Genomic DNA, 2,094 nt, shown 5'->3' with positions numbered 1-2,094 from the left:
CTGGTTACGCCATGGTGTGCGGCGAAGGTGGTTAGAGATTGGGTGCCGGTGGCCCATTGGATGAACAAAGCCATGGTGGCGGTATTTTTGTTGTGGGTTTGGGTGTTGCGGGTAAAGGAGTGTCCGCAGTGGGTGCAGCGCCAACGGGTGGTTGATTTGCTGGTGGTGCCGTTTTTCTTTGTGTTGTTGCCGCATAGTGGGCAGCTGGGGCGGTTGGTGGTCATCCTTTAATCCAACCGGTGTGCGGTTAGCACAAATGTGGCCGGAGGTGCGGGATGGTGTGGGTAATAGCTTTCGGGGAGCTATTATGCGGTGATTTGTGGGGTGTGTTCTGCGGTTATGCTGGGATGCGGGAGGGTGTCAGGAAGTTTGTGTGTGAGGCTCTGATCTAGAGGGAGTTTCACCGATAATGACTACGGTGTCACCGAAGAAAAACCATGACCCGACGAGGGTCAACGAGATCAGCGAGAAGCTGATGGAAAATCCTGAGCTGGCTAGCCTGATCAGCGAGCTGTCGACCTCCGCTGATGATGCCAGCGAGCTGGTCAAAGGCCTGCTGCAGGCATCAATCAACGCTGGTCTGCAGGCGGAGATGGATGCGCATTTGGGCTATAGCCACTCCGACCGCAAGTCCAAAGCCCAGGTTGAACCCGTGCACGGCGGCAATCACCGCAACGGGTCGTACACCAAGACCGTCAATTCTGGCTACGGCGCGGTGGAAGTGACCGTGCCCAGGGATCGTGCCGGCACGTTTACTCCGAAGATGGTGCCCAAGGGCGCACGTCGGCTCACAGAGCTCGACGACATGATCGTCTCGCTATACGCCGGTGGGATGACAGTGCGCGATATTCAGCACCATCTCGCGACCACGCTCGGGGTGGATATGAGCCCGGATACGATCAGCACCATTACCGATGCGGTGTTAGACGAGGTCATGATCTGGCAAAACCGCCAGCTCGACGAGTTTTACCCGGTGATCTTCCTCGACGCGCTACGCGTGAAAATCCGTGACGGTCACCGCGTGGTCAATAAGGCCTGCTACATGGCGGTTGGTGTCGACATGGACGGCATCAAGCACATCCTGGGATTGTGGATCGCTGACAATGAAGGCGCTGCCTTCTGGGCATCAGTCTGCGCAGATCTGGCCAACCGTGGCGTCCAGGACGTGTTCATCGTGTGCTGCGACGGGCTCAAAGGCTTGCCGGAAGCAGTGGAGGCAACCTGGCCGAATTCCATGGTGCAGACCTGCATTGTGCACCTGATTCGGGCTTCGAACCGGTGGGTGTCGCATCAGGACCGCAAATCTGTCTCCCGTGCGCTACGTGAGGTTTACACGGCCGCCAACGAGGACACCGCCCGCGACGCCCTGGACGCGTTCGAAGCCAGTGAACTGGGCCGTAAATACCCGCAATCGGTCAAAGTCTGGCGCGACGCCTGGGACCGGTTCGTGCCGTTTTTACAGTTCCCGCCAGCGGCCCGCCGGGTGCTCTACACCACGAATTCGATCGAATCGCTCAACGCTGAACTGCGTAAAGCTACCCGTAACCGCGGGCAATTCCCGAACGACACCGCGGCGCTGAAAACGCTGTGGTTGATGATCTGCAACATCGAGGACAAGCGCGCTGCCCAGCGAGCGAAAAAAGCGAAGCGCGACATCGAATGCAATGGCTATATTGAAGGAGCGAAAGCCACCGGGTGGAAACAAGCCATCAACCAACTAGCCGTGGCTTACCCCGACCGATTCGCGGACTACTTGTAAACCAAGCCTCCGCACACAAACAATCGGACACTCTCGGATGCGGACACACTTTTGGGGATGCGGACGTTTTTTAGACAGTTTCAATCTCACGCTACATTGACTTTTCGGTATTCGGCAATGCTCAAACCATCGAGGCTGATCTTGATTCGGTAATCGTTGTAGAACTCAATGTATGTCGCGATTGCTTCTTTGAGTTCTTGGGGGTTCTGCCAGGTTCTGCCGTAGTACATTTCGTTTTTCATTCGGCCGAAGAACCCCTCGCATGCTGCATTGTCGGGGCTACAACCTTTCTTCGACATCGAGCGAAGTATTCCGAACTTCTCGGTCATACTTCG

3 protein-coding genes are annotated in these 2,094 nt (G+C 56.5%); 1 reads left to right on the top strand and 2 read right to left on the bottom strand.

Features of this window, described 5'->3' with window-relative positions; translation table 11 throughout:
- Positions 1 to 224, bottom strand: a 224-nt coding sequence (locus JQ46_RS11050; protein ID WP_080719467.1) for an IS1/IS1595 family N-terminal zinc-binding domain-containing protein, incomplete at its 3' end; no start/stop codon positions are given.
- A 185-nt stretch (positions 225 to 409) separates the two neighbouring features.
- Here JQ46_RS11050 and JQ46_RS06405 point away from each other — a divergent pair.
- Positions 410 to 1,759 carry an IS256 family transposase gene (locus tag JQ46_RS06405; protein ID WP_034986412.1) on the top strand — a complete coding sequence of 450 codons (1,350 nt, stop codon included), beginning with the start codon at positions 410 to 412 and terminating at the stop codon, positions 1,757 to 1,759.
- An 86-nt stretch (positions 1,760 to 1,845) separates the two neighbouring features.
- Here the strand turns inward: JQ46_RS06405 and JQ46_RS06400 are convergent.
- Positions 1,846 to 2,094: IS3 family transposase (locus tag JQ46_RS06400; RefSeq protein ID WP_034986410.1), on the bottom strand; the 249-nt coding region annotated here is incomplete at its 5' end.

The organism is Corynebacterium jeikeium (genome assembly GCF_000738175.1).
Taxonomy (GTDB): Bacteria; Actinomycetota; Actinomycetes; order Mycobacteriales; family Mycobacteriaceae; genus Corynebacterium; species Corynebacterium jeikeium_C.
Note: the sequence above shows the minus strand (reverse complement) of the source record. Positions and strands in the feature narration are given on the sequence as shown.

Bases quoted from the DNA above. Each gene is read 5' to 3' on its own strand.
- JQ46_RS06405 (WP_034986412.1), top strand. From the start codon at position 410: ATGACTACGGTGTCACCGAAGAAAAACCATGACCCGACGAGGGTCAAC.